This is a genomic window from Bacillus sp. LJBV19 (assembly GCF_017797845.1).
In the GTDB taxonomy this organism is placed as follows: Bacteria; Bacillota; Bacilli; order Bacillales; family Bacillaceae; genus Bacillus; species Bacillus velezensis.
In genome coordinates, this window is record NZ_CP072563.1 from 2,000,337 (window position 1) to 2,016,595 (window position 16,259).

Genomic DNA, 16,259 nt, shown 5'->3' on the forward strand with positions numbered 1-16,259 from the left:
GAAATTAAAGTCCTTTTACGAGATCTTCAATGCTTGATAGTGCTTGAGCGGTCAATTCTGTATGGCTGTAATCCGTTAATGTTTTTTCCCGCTCTTTCTTGCCGGAACAGTGGGCGATGATGTCCTCGAGGTGAGTATGGAAACGATTCATGAAAAACTCGATTGCCCCCGGTGCAAATACATCGGTATAAACGGCTTTTACCTCCAGTTGCCCGGCCGCCACCATCGCGTTAATATCCAGATCAAACTCGCGGATGCGCCCGGCCGCTATATCATGCTGCGGCTTGAACGGTGACATCTTCAGCGTTCCCTCAAGACCGTCAAACGCACCGAGATAGTTAAAGCTTATTTCTGGGTCTTTATAAAGAATGTTTCGTGAATATCTCAGCAGCCCGTAGCCGGTTCCGTGATGAGGAACCCGTCTCATCATGTCTTTTACCGTCTTTATGCGGTGAGCGGTTTTTTCGCCTGAGCCGCCCGGCACTCTCATATCCAAAAGCACCGGGTAAACAGATGTAAACCATCCTGCCGTTCTTGACATATCAATGTCAGGAATATGCCCCTGGCGCCCGTGCCCCTCAGTGCTGATAAGGATCTGTTCAGAACCCGTCCACTCATGAAGCGCCATTCCAAGCGCCGTTAAAAGCAATTCATGAACATCCGTTCCGTATGCCTGCTGTGTTTCCAACAGCAGCTGTTTCGTGACTTCGCTGCTTAATATCCACGATGCAGTGCGCGCGTTTTCCTGCAATCGTCCGGCGTTTTCATCAGTTATTTTCGGCAGCGGCGCTGTTTCACCAGACATCACGCTGTCCCAGTATGCGGCTTCCTCCAGCAATACTTTGCTCTTGGAAATGTCAAAAAGCTCTTCGGCATACTTTATATAAGAATCGCTTTTCGGCGGCAGTTCGATTTGTTTGCCTTCTAATGCCTGCTGATAAGCTGTCTGCAGATCTTCAAGCAATATCCTCCATGACACGCCGTCCACGATAAGATGATGAATCGTTATAAGAAGATGGTCGGCTTCCTTCTGCCGGAACACTCCGAGATGAAGCAGAGGGCCTTGATCAAGGCGCATAGCCTGCTGTATTTCTTTTTCCTCAGCGGCTATCCGTTTTTCGGGCTGCGTTTCTTCTGAAATATCTATGACGTTAAGCGTAAATATTTCTTCATGCTGCTTTGTGATTCCGCGATTATATTGAACGGCTTCCCCATGCTCATTTTCAGTGAAAGTCATTCGCAGCGCATCATGATGTTCTGTCAGCGCGCAAACCGCCTGGTACAGCGCATCTATTTGGAGGCTGTCTTCAGTGCACAGCATGACTGATTGGTTATAATGAAGCTCAAACGCACCCGGCTCCTCAAAAAATCTCTGCTGGATCGGTGTCAGCGGAGCGCTTCCTTCTATCGGCCCCTGATCAGCCGTTGCAACAGCCGGCGTGAGGTGCTTCGCGAGTTCTGCAATCGTCGGGAACTGAAACAAATCGCGGATCGACATGTTCCAGCCTTCTCCGGCGAGTCGGGCTGACACTTGAAGCGCCTTAATGGAATCTCCCCCAAGCTCAAAGAAAGAGTGATGAATTCCCGCTTTCTGAATATGAAGCACATCTTCCCAAATCCGGCATAACATCGCCTGTTTTTCATCGCCGGGCGCGACAAATGCCTGTGATGAATGTATCTCTTCTGCCGGCAATGCCGATTTATCAAGTTTGCCGTTCAGTGTCAGGGGCATGCTGTCTAAACCGATAATATGAGACGGCATCATATAAGCCGGGAGCTCCTGCATAAGAGACTGGCGAAGTGATGAGATATCGGCCTCTTTAGGAACGATGTATGCCGCTAATCGGGCTTGTCCTTCGGCATCTTTCATCACGGTAACAGCCGCTTCTTTGACTTGATCGTGTTTCAAAAGCACACTTTCTATTTCTCCCGTCTCAATTCTGTATCCTCTGATTTTTACCTGCTTATCAATCCGCCCTTGAAAACGAAGAGTGCCATCCGGCAGCCAGCAAGCCTGATCTCCGGTTCTGTAAAGCGTTTCTCCCGTTTGTAACGGGTCACTGAATGCGTCCTCTGTCAGCTCAGGCTGTCCCCAATATCCTTTGGCGACGCCGGCGCCCCCGATATACAGCTCTCCGAAAACGCCGATCGGCTGGACCTGTTTGTCTTTGTTTAAGACGTACATTTGCACATTCGGAAGCGGAACACCGATCGGCACATCATCTTCCCGCGGCACTTCGCTCATTTCGGCTTCATAATACGAAGAATCAATTGTCGCTTCTGTTACACCGTAGCTGTTAATAATTCGCATTTCTTTCCCAAAGCGTTCATGAAGCGTATAAAAATCCTGCGACTTGATCATATCTGAACCCAGTACAAGTATTTTTACACTTTGCAGCGCGAGCTTCCGGCGATATATATATTCCATAAACGGAACAATCAGCGCGGGTGTCGACTCCATAAACGTGATACGGTGCTGATCAATGAGCCGATAAAGCTGTTGTGGCTCAAGCCGGACGTCATCCGGACAAATGACAAGCGTTCCCCCGTTTAGCAGGGCGCGTGCAAGATCCCCTGAAAATACATCAAATGAGAAACTCGCCATCTGCAGCACTCTGACCGGTATAAGATCAAGCTCATAAATCCTGCGCCATGCAAGTGCTGCATGCGTAAAGCTGCGATTTCTGACTTCGACTCCCTTCGGCGTTCCCGTTGTTCCCGAAGTATATATGATATATGCAGTATCATCCGGTGACGCTGCCGGCTGAATATTCTTTGCACAAATATCGTATTGATCTTCATGATCAAGCTGAATGAGAAATAAGTTGTTATCCGTCAGCTGTGAAGCAAGTTCTTTGTATTCTGACTGCACCATCAAGACGGATGCCGCGCTGTCTTTTAATAAATAGCGAATCCGTTCCTCGGGATAATGGGAGTCAACCGGTATATACGCCCCTCCCGATTTCATGACGGCGAGAACACTGACGATCGCTTCAATCGAACGGTTTGCCAATATAGCTGCTCTTTTTCCCGGACCGAATCCATTTTTGTGTAATGTTCGCGCAAGCCGATTTGCCCGCTCATTAAGCTGCGAATAGCTGATCTGTTGTGCTCCTTCAATAACAGCGGTCTGATGAGGCGTTTCTTCTGCTTTCTCTTCAAACAGCTGGTGAAATAGTTTGTGTTTTTCCATGAATTCGGTTTGTGTGTTATTAAACTCAATCAGTAACTTTTGTTTTTCTTCTTCATCCAAAATGTCAGCTTTCGATAGTGTGACTTCCGGTTCGGCGGCAACATGGCGCAAGAGATTCAGTAAGTGGCCCATCCATCGTTCAATCGTTTCTTTCATAAAAAGCTCGGTGCTGAATTCCATTTCAAAGCGGATGTTTCCATCGGATTCAGCCGCTGATAAGGTCAGGTCAAAACTTGATACATCATGTTCGGTATGCTCTGATCGTGACGCCTTCAGACCGGCCAGATTTATCTCTTCTCGCTCCATATTCTGAAGAATAAACATCGCATCAAACAGCGGATTGCGGCTCATGTCCCGCTGCACGCCGAGCCGTTCCACAAGCTCCTCAAACGGATAGTCCTGATGCTCATACGCCTCAAGCGCCGCCTGGCGGACTTCCGCCAAATAATCGGTAAACCGTTTGTCTCCTTTCGGCTCCGTTCTGATGGCGAGCGTGTTGACGAACATGCCGAGAATCGGTTCAAGGTCTTTGTGCGGACGCCCGGCAATCGGCGAGCCGACGATGATGTCTTCCTGCCCGCTCAATCTCGCGAGTAACGTATTGTACGCGGCGAGAAGCACCATATACAAAGTGGAGCCGTGATCCCGGGCGACGCGGTGAAGGCCGGATGCCGTTTCAGCGTCAAGCGTGCACGATACATTGCCGCCCGCAAAGCTTCTGACAGCCGGACGGGGCTTGTCAGCCGGAAGCTCAAGCACCGGAAGCTCTCCTTCTAGCCGCTTCAGCCAGTAGGCTTCCTGCTTCTGATATCCTTCCTTCTCCTGAAACGACCGCTGCCAGACGGCATAGTCTTTATATTGAAGGCGCATCGGCGCAAGCGAACGGCCTGCGTACAGCTCGCCGAATTCTTTAATCAAGGTGTTGACGGACACACCGTCAGAAATAATATGATGCATATCCGTTAATAAAAGATGACGTTCGTCGGATTCTTTCACGAGAGCCGCGCGGAAGAGCGGCGCTTCCTCCAGACCAAACGGCCGGACGAATGCGTCAGCTGACTCGGCCTCATCCAGCTGAAACGGCACGCTGTCATGGATGCGCTGCACCGGTTCGCCGTCAGGCCCCGTTTCAAAGGACGTTCGGAGCGACTCGTGCCGCTCCACAAGCTGCCGGAACGTCTCCTCCAGCCGGCTGCGGTCAAGCGGGCCCGTCAGTTCCAGCACAGCCGGCATATTGTAGCCGACACCGCCGTCTTCAAGCTGCTGGAGCACATACATCCGTTTCTGCGCCGAAGACACCGGATAGGTGTCCTGTTTTTGCGCAGGCTGAATCGCTTCATACGGGCTCTCTTCCAAGTCCTGAATAACCGAAGCGAGTTCTTCCACCGTTGGCCGGGCGAAGATGTCCTGTAACGGCACCTGAACACCGAACTCTTTGGCGATGCGGGAGACGAGAGCCGTCGCTTTTAACGAATGGCCGCCCCGCTCAAAAAAGTGATCCCGGATGCCGACGGGGCCGTTTTTCAGCACCTCTTCCCAAAGGGCGCAAAGCTTCATTTCCGTGACGTTCCGCGGGGCGGTGTACGCCTGTCTGTCTGCCGCTCCGCCGGGAGCCGGCAGCGCGCGGCGGTCAAGCTTTCCGCTCGGCGTGACCGGCCATTCGTTCATCTCTATAAACTGAGCCGGCATCATGTAGGCCGGAAGGCGTGCCGCAAGCTCCGCCCGCACGTCATCGCTTTCCCGTCCTTCGATATAAGCGTAAAGCGCGGTTTCGCCGTGTTCGGTCCGGGCGGTGACTGCCGCCTCACGAATGCCGTCGATGCGCCGGATCGCCGCTTCGATTTCCCCCGGTTCAATCCGGTAACCGCGGACTTTCACCTGTCCGTCTGAACGGCCGAGCCATTCGACAAGGCCGTCTTCTGTCCAGCGTGCGATATCGCCCGTCTGATACATGCGCTCTCCCGGATAAAACGGATCATCGAGAAAACGCTCCTCCGTCAGCTCAGGCCGGTTCAGATAGCCCCGGGCCACCCCTGTCCCCGCGATGTACAGCTCTCCTGCCACACCCGCAGGCTGGATGGTTCCTCCGCTATCTAATACATACAGACGGGCACCAGGAACGGGTTTACCAATCGGAAGCCTTGTCCGTCCGCTGTCCCGTTTTCGGTCACAGACGTAAAACGCCGCATCAACCGTCGCTTCTGTCGGTCCATAGCCGTGAATAAGCATGGTCTCCGGCAACAGATCGGCAAACCGGGCAGCCGTAAGCGGGGAAAGGGCTTCCCCTCCGGCAAACACGCGTGTCAGTGTTCTGCCGAGGCGTGTTCTTGTTTCCTCAGGCTCTGTTTCCAGCGCGTCTAAAAAGCTGTTGACCATCGCCGGAATAAAATGCGCGGTCGTCACCTTTTCAGAAGAAAAAGCTTCAATCATCCGCACAGGATCTTTCTCCCATCCGGCCGGAAGCAGATACACGGAGGCGCCGGACATCGTCCACCAAAACAATTGCCAGATGGAAGCATCGAAAGAAAAGGATGATTTCAGCACGATAATATCCTCTTCCGTTAACGGAAACTGCCCTTGCATCCCCGATAAAAAGGCGACGGCTTGACGGTGTTCAACAGCCACTCCCTTCGGTGTTCCCGTCGAACCGGACGTATAAATGATATAAGCGAGCGAATCGGCATCCGCTTCTTCAGAGACAGCCCCTGTCTCCGTCTCACTTGTCAGAGAAGAAAGAGACACTTCTAGCGTTTCTCCGGAAAAACCGGGAACGGATAATCCCGGCTGTGCAAGCAGAAGACAAGCTGCACAGTCATTGAGCATATAGCGCAGCCTGTCCTCAGGATACTCCGGGTCAAGCGGCACATAGGCGCCGCCCGCTTTTAACACGGCAAGCACAGAAACCACCATCTCCGGCGAGCGTTCGGCGAGCACGCCGACCATGCTTTCTTTGCGGATGCCTTTTTGGCGGAGCCGAACAGCGAGCCTGTCTGTGTACTGATCGAGCTCAGCGTACGTCAGCATGCTGCCCGGAAAACGGAGCGCCGGGCGATGCGGCGAAAGCGCGGCACGGCGGGCAAACAGTCCGTGAAGCGTCGGAGCCGGCGGTTCAACCGCTTCTGTACGGTTAAACGCAGTTAACACCCGTTTCTTTTCATTTTCATCCGCCATATCAATATGCCGAATCAGCTGGTTTGGATTTCTAACGGCATTTTCAACGATCGTCAGCAAATGAGTTTGAATTCGTTTAATCGATGTTTTAGTAAATAAAGCGGATTGATAATCAAAATTCAGCTCAATCAATCCCGTATCTGTCCGCTCCTTAATTAAAATGGACAGCTCATTTGCCGTATGTCCGCTGAAAAACATCGCCGTTTCATAATCGAAACCTTCTGCCTGACGCCACGCGAGAGGCTGGTATTGCATCGAAATCCCGATGATATTTTGCAGGTCGTGATGAGTCTGCCTTAATTCATTCACAAAAAGATTGTAAGGATATTTCTGGTGCCGCATAACAGACAGCTGCTCTTTTCCTACGCTGCGGACAAAGGACAGGAACTCCGCATCAGGATCTGCCGTCATTCTGATCGGCAGTGTGCTGACGAACATGCCGAGCATATCCTTTTCGAGCCTGGAGCCCCGGTTTCCGTAATAAGTGCCGATGGCAATATCCTTTTTAGCCGTCAGACGGCTGATGCATATGTATAACGAAGCCATAAACAGAGAGATGATGCTGATATTATTTTCTTTGCAAAAACGCCGGATAGATTGTTCTAAGGAGTGAGAAAGAGTGATTGTATCTCTGGAAGCCGCAGTGCTTTGTCTAAGATGAGAGGTTCGTTCCGCCAGTGAAAGGTGTTCCGGAACGGTTCGGTATGTTTCAGTCCAAAATGAACGGTCTTTTTGAAAACGGGAAGACTGTAAGTATTGCTGTTCTTTTTCCATGTAGCTGAGATAGGAAGGTCTGTGATGTTCAGCTAAATCCTCGCCCCGCATGATCTTTTGGTAGATATCAATGAGCTGGTTGCCGAGCAGGTTGAGCGAGATGCCGTCCATGATAATATGGTGAAATTTTGAATAAAGCCAAACTTCTTCGTCTGACATGACAAGCAGAGTAAATTGATACAGAGGTGAATGAAACAGCTTGAACGGAACACGGGTCTGCGTGTCAATCCATGCGTCCCGCTCTGCCTGATCAGTATGAGTAAAATCAACAGTCTCTAGAGAAATCGGCCGATGCCCCGCCAGATACAGCTGGGGTTCTGATCCGTCCCCTTCTGTCAGTTGAAACCTGAGTGAATCATTTTGCGAGATAGAAAAATCTAAAGCATGGCGCAGTACGTCAAAATCGATGTCCCCCCTGAATTTGACGCACGCCGCGAGATTGCAGATACTTGTGCCCGGCTCGAGCAGCTCTGTAAACCAGACTCTTCTTTGGGCGTGAGTTAAAGAATAAACAGTGTTCTTCAATGGAATCCCTCCATTTCAATTTAAGAGGATAAGAAAGTGAAATAATTACAATTAAATTTCGACAGCATATGACTAAATCATCCATATAAGCATTATTTTAAAACATATTTTAGAAATCACAATAAAAAATTAAATTTTCTCTAACATTTTTTAGAATATAGTATATATTCCTCACTTCATTTCTTCATTTCTATAATCTTTATACCATGTAAAACGGTATGTATGCACACTACAAACTGGTTCTTAAACACTATAATAAGGAATAAAATGTATAATTAATTGCGCTTTTAAAAAGGTTTTGCCTCCTTAAAAGAAGTTTTACGTTAAAAAATGAAAAATCGGTGAACAAGTAAGAAAGTATCATGTAAAAAAAAGGAAGGATATTGCCGATATTACTTTTTGAAAAGATTGATTCATAATCGCAATATAATGTTTTACAGACATCAAAAAAGCCGAATCCTCTAAGGATTCGGCCCTTCTTATTGATTTGCCAGCACGACTGCGATTTTGTCTTCAATGTCTTTTCCGTCATCTTCGTCAAGCAGCCCGTTTTGAAGCACGGAAAAAATAAGCGTATCTCCTGTTTTTGTGTCTGCATAGCCGGCAATCGAACTGACTGATGTTAGTGACCCGGTTTTCGCTTTAATTTTGCCCTCCGCCGGGGTGCCCTTCAGCCGATTCCGAAGGGTTCCTCCCGTCATTCTGTCACTTGCGCCGGCGACAGGGAGCGAACGAAGGAAAGCCGGGTACCACTTTTCTTTCTGAACCGCATACAAAAGCTCTCCGATTTGGCCGGCGGATACGCCGTTAACATGAGAAACGCCGGATCCGTCTCTTGCAATCAATTCATCCGGATTCAGCCCGAACGATTTAAGCTCCGATTTCATCACGTCCAAGCCCTTTTCCCAGCTGCCCTCCCCTTTTTTCACTTTTCCCATTTCCTTGATCAGAATTTCGGCGTGCCCGTTGTTGCTCAGTTTCATAAATGGGATCAATAATTCTGAAAGAGGCATGGATGTCCGTGATGTGACAAGCTGGGTGCGGTGCGGCATTCGCCCTGTTTTGATTTTCCCTTTTACAGTTATACCCTGTTTAGTAAGCGCTTGTTTCCATAAATCTAAAGCATAGGACGACGGATCCCACACTGCCGCCCATTCTCTTGCCTGTGCCGAGCCGGCAGGTATGGTTCCCTTTATCGTAATCACATTGCCACCGTGCTCCCGTTCAACCGTCAATTCTTTCTTTTCATCAGAAGCGACGGTTTTCACTTCGTTTTTCACACGAACGATGTCCGTATGGGGAGAAATTGAAATGCGCGGCTTTTTACCGGGCTGTTTCGCCGGGCTGATTTCCGCAATCACCGTTCCGGTATCATAATCCTCATTTGGGGAAGCGGTAAGAGCTGACACTTGCGCTCCATAATATTGGCCTTCATCGCTCCACGGAAGATCAACTGAATACCTGGTATCGTCATACCACGAGTCATCCCCGACCAGATCTCCTTTAATGACATGGATGCCCCTGGCTTTGACCTGTTTAGCCATCTTCTCAAAATCAGAAACCAATAGGGTCGGATCGCCTTTTCCCCTGAGATAAAGGTTTCCGCGCAGCTGTTTTCCTTTCACGGCGCCGTCTGCCCGTACTTCTGTCTTAAAGGTGTAATCTTCTCCGAGAACGGAAAGCGCCGCAGATGCCGTCAGCAGCTTCATCAGTGATGCAGGCCTCAGCCGCATATCTTCCCGGCTGCCGAACAGCACCTCCCCTGTTTTTGCTGACCGGACACTGACGCCCGCTGAAGCCCCCTTTAAAGCAGGTTCTTCATCCAGAATGTGTTCCAGCTCTTTTTGCAGAGTATTTTTTTGTTCAGCCGCCTTAGCCGCATCATCAATATAAGGAACTGCGGCAATGATCAAAAGCAGAATCACCGCGCTCAAGCGTTTCACATATATTTTCAATGTTATCCCGCCTCTTTCCTATTCTTCGTCATGCAAAATGGTGATCCTGGATGACGCAGCCGCTTCTTCGCCCGGTTTCAGAATCTGAAGCCCTGTCAGTGATGCAGGCTGATTCAGATTAAAAGCATCTGTAACGGAAGTATAAGGCTCAAGACTGACAAACCCCTGCTTTCCGTCACCGTTATATACCACCCAATGCTTGAAAGACGTGTCTGCCTGATACAAAACGGATAATTTCTCATCCGGATGATAAATAACAGCTTCGTTATTGCCGCCATTCCGTCCGGAAGAAAGAAAAACATCGTCAAACTGTTTATTTTTCAAAGACATCCCATGACGGAACGCTTCTTTATCAGGCACATCCAATAAACGGCCCGTCGGCACGAAACGTTCATTTAATTCCCACATGCGGTCAGCCGTCAGAAAAAGACGGGATCGCTCTTCATTGAAAACAAATGTGGAATGATAGCCGAGCCCCCAAGGAAAAGCCTCCGTTCCCTTGTTGGTAATCAGCGCCCGCTGCGTAAACACATTGTCTTTTAATGTATAGGTCATCCGGACAATGACATCGTGCGGAAATTGTTTATGAACACGGGGAATCTTTGAAAGATCAATTTCTGTTTCGACTGTCATTCCATCTCCCTCTTCTTTCGCTGCCGCCGCTTTCCAATGCTGATTGTGAAGAAAGCCGTGAATATGATTATGTTTATCCTCTTCGTTTATCTCGAATTGATACGCGCGGCCGTCAAAACGAAACGTCCCGTCCGTAATCCGGTTCGGCGGGAATAAAACGGGAATGCCGTACAGCATCGGTTTTGCGCGGAATTGCTCCGCAGTTTCCGGTTCTCTGAGAAGCCGCATACCGGTTCTTTTATCCCGAAGCGATATGACATTTGATCCCCACTCCGGCACAATGATGCATTCAGCCTGATCAGTCTCCGCTTTTATGGCTGAAACCCCTAAATAAGTCGTATGTTCAATCGTCATAAGCACCTGCCCTTTCCTTGTTTTCTAGCATGTATAGGAATTCCATTTTCTAAACTCATTTTCCTGCTCTAAAAAAACATCGCCCGTATGAACTGAGCGATGTGCGGTAAAACCTTATTGAATCAGCCGGGTAATCTGTTTTTTCTTCCATACAAACCGGTAATATCCGTATTGCAGCAGCAGGCTGACGACAAAAGCCGCCGGATAACCGACCCAAATGCCGAGAATGCCGAGATTCGTATAATGAGAAAGAATAAAGGCCACAGGCACTTCAATTCCCCAAATCGCAAAAATGCTGATAATCGTCGGCCATAACACCGTACCGCTCGCCCGCATTGTTGCTGAAACGATCTGAGCGTGACCGAAAATCAAATAGCTCCAAAGGGTAATCATAATCAGATTGCGGGCAATGTGGAGTGTATCCTGATCTGTTAAAAACAAAGCCAGTATCTGCCGGGAGAAGGTGTAAATCAGCAGGATCAACACCCCGCCGATCAAATAATTCAGGCCGATGCCGACTTTGATGACCTGTTTCAGCCGGCCGAATTGATTGGCGCCAATGGATTGGGCGGCAAAAATTGAAACGGCGATACCGAGGCTTACCGCCGGCATCTGCACATAACTCGCCACTTGGTTGACGACCCCGTAAGCAGCCGTCGCGTTTGATCCGTAATGATTGACAAATGAAATGACCGCAATTTCAGAAAGTGACACGAGAATCATATTGATGCTCGACGGAATACCGAGACGGAGTAAAAGCGCGAGCAGCTTTTTGTCCATTTTAAGAGAACGGAGCGCAGTCCGGTCAAATGCCAATGGATGTTTTCTTTTCCGTAAATAAACCATGAGTACGATAAATGTCACGATGTTTGAAATCACGGTTGCATACGCCGAACCGTAAATGCCGAACTTCGGAAGTCCGAAAAGCCCGAGAATCAATAAGGGCAAGAGCCCGATGTTTATGACTGTACTGACGATTAACGTATAAAACGGGGTCTTTGAATCTCCCGTTCCGCGTAAAAATGTCGTATACGCAAAATATAAAAACATCAGCGGCATTGCGCAAAACAAAATGCGCGCATATCGGACACTGACATCTATTACGTTTTCCGGCGTTCCCATCAGCCGCAGAATATCAAGCGTAAACACACTGCCGACAACTGCCAGAACAACACCGAGCATAAAGGTAAAAGTCAGTGTAGTGCCGACAATCGCCTTCATCCTCTCTTCGTTTTTCGCGCCGTAAGCCTGCCCGATCAGAATGGAACTTCCCGAACCGATTCCGATCGTAAAGGAGATCAGCAGAAAAAACAGCGGAAAAAAAGACGATACGGCGGCAAGCGCATCAACTCCGAGCCACCTTCCGACAAATACCATTCCGACCAATTGGCCGACAGATTGCAATACATTGCTTAAAAGCAGCGGCACTAAAAACAGTGACATCGATCGCCAGACAGACTGGCCGCGGCCTTCCGCTGTTTCTAAATGATCTTGTACTTCCATATGTAGGACTCCTTTTTTGATTTTCTTCCATTTTATTATTCAGCAGACAGCTTGTAAAAACCTTTTGTTCAATGAAACTCTTTATCTTTTTCTCACGTCTTACATGGAAATAAACCATAAAAATAAAAAGTCCGGAAAATATTTCTGAAAAGGTATTGTAATCTTACCGTAATTATTGTAACATTTGTAACATAAGAGAAAGAGATTGATTGAAGGAGAGATTATATCATGAAAAAATGGCTATTATTCCTCACTACTATTACATTGATTCTGTCATTGGGCACTGCGGCGACCGCAAAAAATGCACCTAATGACCTTACACAAAAACAAGCGCTTCAGCTGGCCCTGTCAGCGAGAGAACATTTCTGGAACACAATGAGCGGCGGTTCGCTTAAATCAAACGCAAATTGCACTTCTGAACCGTTTGAATATCAAAATCTGCAATATGTATTTATGTGCAAAGACCTCGGAACAAAAGCGAAAGCCGTAAAATATCTGACACCCGCTTTTACAAAGCAAGCGATTGACAAAGGGCTCAAAGATTACCACTTCACTGTAAAAGACGGCAAATTGGCTGTTCCGGTCGGCGACGGAGATAACCTCCTGAATTGGAAAAAAGCAAAAATGACTCTTCTTTCTAAAAAAGGAAGCGCTCAAACATACCGCTTCACTGTACCGACTCTTGACGGTTCTCCGTCAGCTAAACGCGATGTAACATTCGTAAAAGAAAACAACGTTTGGAAAGTCAATCAATTTGATGCTGTCATATAAGAAAAAGCCCGCTTGCTTACAGCGGGCTTTTTTCACATCATTTCCACTAGGTTCTCACAAAATATTCAACTCAAAACCCCCTTGTATAACAAGGGGGTTTCTGTTTTGCCGACATTATTAAGCTGCGCCTATCTCATACAAAAAACGCTCTAGGAGAGATTCGAACTCCCGACCTGCAGTTTAGGAAACTGCTGCACTATCCGCTGTGCTACTAGAGCCTGCTTCTATTATAGTAACGCTGGCGGCCGTTTTTTTCAAGTCTACAGCCCTCCGAACACTTTATAGGCGGCTCTCGTTGTATCTTCATCTATTCCGATATAACGCATTGTAATAGACGGAGAAGAATGATTCAAAATCCTCTGCAGTTCAGCAATGTCTTTTGTCCTCTGATAAAAATGATACCCGAACGTCTTTCTAAGCGTATGCGTCCCAATTTCCTCCAACCCGCAAGCGGCAGCCGCTTCCTTTAATATTCTGTATGCCTGAATCCGGGATATGGGCTTATTCGTCCGTTTCGATTTAAACAAATAGTCATCCTCTTTCATGTCTTTTGTATAAGCGTATATGTCGGCCTTTAAAGACTCCAGTATCAGAATTTTTCTTTTCTTTCTCGTTTTGCTTTCGGTTGCCCACACATGGTCTTTGTTCCTTACATCCCTCACGCGAAGCGGCAGAACATCTGAAATCCGCAGTGCGCTGTTCATGCCGAAAATAAATAAAAAATAATCACGATCACTTTTTTTCATTAAATACTGTTTGACTTCCTGGATCTTCTCCAAACTTCGGATCGGCTGTACGATATGCATCAAAAAACCCCTTATAATTGGTAAAGTAACATATTGAGCATTATGTTACTATTATAACCGAAACCCGTTGAATGATAAAGGATAAAGGGTCTTATGTAACATAATATACATAGTGTTACATAAGGTGAATCAGATACGCAGTTTCAACGAATTCCTCAAAAACATCATTTTCAGCCCGTTGACAAGCTTTTAAACAAATAGAGACTCAAGGTATTAAAAAATGAAAACATAGGCCTTAAAATGAAATCTGAGCATCCATTTTTTTGTGAGCAACCGAAAAAAATGAAAAAAAAAGACACAATATGAAATTGTGTCCTAATCTTCATCTTTTACATCAATGTCTTCAGGAAGCGGCTCATTTAAAAACTCTTGAATCATTTCCTTATATTTTTCCAGCTGTTCGAGATGGGTTTGAAATTGTTCCTTGTTGATTAAATATTGCTGTCCGTCATGGACGGCTCTTATTTTATTCGTCAAAACAAGATTGTGCACATATTCTTCAGGAAGACTGGTAAACTCAGCTGTCTCTTTGATCGTTAAATACATGGCTCACGTTCCTTTCATATGTCATGTGAGTGAATTCTGTTTTGTTTATTGTAGCTTATTTTTTGTCTTTATGCTTGTTTCACAGCTTTTTCAGTCCGGTTTCCCATTTAGCCTATTTGCGACTGATTACATTCACACAGAAACCCCAACTTTTTGCACACCGGACTATTCCGTTTGTCACTTGTGAAAACAGCACATTTTACTTACTCTATAATTGTAAGCGGAAAACAAAGGAGGCAGACTATGAAAAAGAAAAAGTTTATGAATCTCTGTTTTATCGTTCTGCTCAGTACTTTGCTCGCGGCCGGAAGCATCCCTTATCACGCTCAGGCTAAGAAACACCCGTTTTCCTATGACGACTACAAACAGGTAGATGTCGGCAAAGACGGCATGGTTGCCACCGCCCATCCTCTCGCTTCACAAATCGGTGCCGACGTGCTGAAAAAAGGCGGCAATGCAATTGACGCCGCGGTTGCCATTCAATTCGCATTAAACGTAACTGAACCTATGATGTCTGGAATCGGCGGCGGCGGATTTATGATGGTTTATGATGCGAAGACGAAAGACACCACCATTATCGACAGCAGGGAACGCGCACCGGCAGGCGCAACACCGGATATGTTCCTTGACGAAAACGGCAAAGCCATTCCTTTCTCCGAACGCGTTACGAAAGGGACTGCAGTCGGTGTTCCGGGAACATTAAAAGGACTTGAAAAAGCGCTAGACAAATGGGGCACACGCTCCATGAAACAACTCATCACCCCTTCCATTAAACTTGCCTCAAAAGGCTTTCCGATCGATTCGGTTTTAGCTGATGCCATCTCAGATTATAAAGACAAATTATCACACACTGCTGCAAAAGACGTGTTTCTTCCGGACGGAGAACCTCTGAAAGAAGGAGACACACTCATCCAAAAAGACTTAGCCAAAACATTTACAGCTATTAAGTACAAAGGCACAAAAGCATTCTATGACGGTGCATTCTCCAAAAAGCTTGCAGAAACAGTGCAGGAATTCGGCGGCTCAATGACAGAAAAAGACATTAAAAACTTCAATGTGACGATTGACGAACCGATCTGGGGAGATTACCAGGGCTATCATATCGCAACTGCTCCTCCTCCAAGCTCGGGCGGTGTTTTCCTGTTGCAAATGCTGAACCTCCTGGATGATTTTAAGCTTTCTCAATATGATATCCGTTCTTGGCAAAAATATCAGCTTCTCGCAGAAACGATGCATTTGGCTTATGCTGACCGCGCCGCATTTGCCGGGGACCCAGAATTCGTCAACGTCCCTCTCAAAGGTCTCTTGAATCCAGATTATATCAATGCCCGCAGACAGCTGATAGATATTGATAAAGTCAATAAAAAACCGAAAGCCGGCGATCCTTGGGCCTATCAGGAAGGTTCTGCAAACTATAAACAAGTGGAGCAGCCGACTGACAAACAAGAAGGTCAAACGACTCACTTCACGGTAACCGACCGCTTCGGCAATGTCGTATCTTATACGACAACGATTGAACAGCTGTTCGGTTCCGGCATTATGGTTCCCGGATACGGCGTTGTGCTGAATAATGAGTTAACAGACTTCGATGCGGTGCCTGGCGGCGCAAATGAAGTGCAGCCGAATAAACGTCCGCTCAGCAGCATGACTCCGACTATTTTATTCAAAAATAACGAACCTGTCCTGACTGTCGGCTCCCCCGGCGGAGCAACGATTATTTCTTCCGTCCTGCAAACGATCCTGAACAAAGTTGAGTACGGCATGGATCTGAAAGCGGCGGTCGAAGAGCCGAGAATTTACACAAACAGCATGACATCCTATCGATATGAAAAAGGAGTGCCGGAAGAAGCCCGCACAAAACTGAACGAAATGGGGCATAAATTCGGCAGCAGCCCGGTTGATATCGGTAATGTGCAAAGCATCCTGATCGACCGTGAAAACGGCACCTTCACCGGAGTCGCCGACTCAAGCCGAAACGGAGCCGCAATCGGCGTAAACTTGAAAAATTATAAAAAATAACAAGACAAA

General features: G+C 47.4%; 8 protein-coding genes and 1 tRNA gene. 2 read left to right on the forward strand and 7 right to left on the reverse strand.

Annotated features, from left to right (window positions below; all coding sequences use genetic code 11):
- Positions 1-4: 4 nt before the first annotated feature.
- The 4 genes from J6600_RS09425 to J6600_RS09440 all read right to left on the reverse strand — a co-directional run bounded on the left by J6600_RS09425 (position 5) and on the right by J6600_RS09440 (position 12,108).
- Positions 5-7,663: a non-ribosomal peptide synthetase gene (locus tag J6600_RS09425; protein ID WP_209387320.1), complete on the reverse strand. Its 7,659-nt coding sequence runs from the start codon at positions 7,661-7,663 to the stop codon at positions 5-7.
- A gap of 479 nt (positions 7,664-8,142) precedes the next feature.
- Positions 8,143-9,618 (reverse strand): D-alanyl-D-alanine carboxypeptidase/D-alanyl-D-alanine endopeptidase, encoded by a 1,476-nt coding sequence (gene dacB / locus J6600_RS09430; protein WP_209387321.1) that lies wholly within the window; start codon positions 9,616-9,618, stop codon positions 8,143-8,145.
- Positions 9,619-9,636: 18 nt separating this feature from the next.
- Positions 9,637-10,605, reverse strand: a complete 969-nt coding sequence (locus J6600_RS09435; protein ID WP_029974636.1) for an aldose 1-epimerase — start codon at positions 10,603-10,605, stop codon at positions 9,637-9,639.
- Between the two features lie 114 nt (positions 10,606-10,719).
- Positions 10,720-12,108, reverse strand: coding sequence for an MATE family efflux transporter (locus J6600_RS09440; RefSeq protein ID WP_014418076.1), 1,389 nt, complete (start codon positions 12,106-12,108; stop codon positions 10,720-10,722).
- Positions 12,109-12,336: 228 nt separating this feature from the next.
- On the opposite strand from J6600_RS09440, the gene J6600_RS09445 reads away from it, so the two are divergent.
- Positions 12,337-12,879: an IseA DL-endopeptidase inhibitor family protein gene (locus J6600_RS09445; RefSeq protein ID WP_017417934.1), complete on the forward strand. Its 543-nt coding sequence runs from the start codon at positions 12,337-12,339 to the stop codon at positions 12,877-12,879.
- 145 nt (positions 12,880-13,024) lie between these two features.
- Here the strand turns inward: J6600_RS09445 and J6600_RS09450 are convergent.
- The 3 genes from J6600_RS09450 to J6600_RS09460 all read right to left on the reverse strand — a co-directional run bounded on the left by J6600_RS09450 (position 13,025) and on the right by J6600_RS09460 (position 14,231).
- Positions 13,025-13,097, reverse strand: a tRNA-Arg gene (locus J6600_RS09450).
- 42 nt (positions 13,098-13,139) lie between these two features.
- The gene (locus J6600_RS09455) at positions 13,140-13,685 is read right to left on the reverse strand and encodes a site-specific integrase (RefSeq protein WP_003153850.1); all 546 of its coding nucleotides are present in this window, start codon (positions 13,683-13,685) and stop codon (positions 13,140-13,142) included.
- Between the two features lie 315 nt (positions 13,686-14,000).
- Positions 14,001-14,231: an excisionase family DNA-binding protein gene (locus J6600_RS09460; RefSeq protein WP_003153848.1), complete on the reverse strand. Its 231-nt coding sequence runs from the start codon at positions 14,229-14,231 to the stop codon at positions 14,001-14,003.
- Between the two features lie 243 nt (positions 14,232-14,474).
- Here J6600_RS09460 and ggt point away from each other — a divergent pair, with 243 nt between their 5' ends.
- Positions 14,475-16,250, forward strand: coding sequence for a gamma-glutamyltransferase (gene ggt, locus J6600_RS09465; protein WP_014418078.1), 1,776 nt, complete (start codon positions 14,475-14,477; stop codon positions 16,248-16,250).
- The last annotated feature ends 9 nt before the right edge of the window (positions 16,251-16,259 follow it).

Coding starts and splice junctions, on each gene's coding strand:
- ggt (WP_014418078.1), top strand. CDS start 14,475: ATGAAAAAGAAAAAGTTTATGAATCTCTGTTTTATCGTTCTGCTCAGT.
- J6600_RS09445 (WP_017417934.1), top strand. CDS start 12,337: ATGAAAAAATGGCTATTATTCCTCACTACTATTACATTGATTCTGTCA.
- J6600_RS09460 (WP_003153848.1), bottom strand. CDS start 14,231: ATGTATTTAACGATCAAAGAGACAGCTGAGTTTACCAGTCTTCCTGAA.
- J6600_RS09440 (WP_014418076.1), bottom strand. CDS start 12,108: ATGGAAGTACAAGATCATTTAGAAACAGCGGAAGGCCGCGGCCAGTCT.
- J6600_RS09455 (WP_003153850.1), bottom strand. CDS start 13,685: ATGCATATCGTACAGCCGATCCGAAGTTTGGAGAAGATCCAGGAAGTC.
- J6600_RS09435 (WP_029974636.1), bottom strand. CDS start 10,605: ATGACGATTGAACATACGACTTATTTAGGGGTTTCAGCCATAAAAGCG.